Below are 550 nucleotides of genomic sequence, written 5' to 3'. Positions count from 1 at the left end.
CACGGTCAGTTGTTCGCACTTGGAACTGAGCGTAAGCCTCGTAGCTTTTCTCCGGTTGGTACGTCAATGCAAAACGTTGTAGACCTTGGCCAATCGAAACCGAGACAAAATCGATGTCATCTTGCTGACGAATATAGCTTTCTACTTTTTCCGCTTGCTTAATGGTCTGACGGATATCCGTACCTTCTGGCATCCACATATCAACGTAGAACATCGGCGTATTCGAAGGTGGGAAGAATTGCTGCTTCACATTGCCAAACGCAATAACGGCACCCACTAACAACGCCACCATCGCAGCGACAGTCATCCAACGAAAACGTAACGAGAACTTAAGCAACGCGCCAAATACAACGAACAACCAGCCTTTGTAAGGGTCTTCGTCTTCACCGTTCGTGTCTTTCTCTTCTTCTTTTAGAAGCAGGTCTGCTAAGAAAGGCGTGAGTGTAATTGCCGTAACCCAGCTCAAGAACAATGAAAAACACAACACCCAGAAGAGTGAGCCCATGAATTCGCCAGTTGCGTCTTGAGATAAGCCGATTGGTGCAAACGC

General features: G+C 47.3%; 1 protein-coding gene. It reads right to left on the bottom strand.

The window, feature by feature from the left end; genetic code table 11:
* A partial coding sequence (locus tag R7R24_RS29575) for an efflux RND transporter permease subunit (RefSeq protein ID WP_318120572.1) occupies window positions 1–550 on the bottom strand: 550 nt, incomplete at both ends.

This window comes from Vibrio sp. 704 (assembly GCF_033339295.1).
This window is presented reverse-complemented; position numbering and strand designations above follow the sequence as displayed.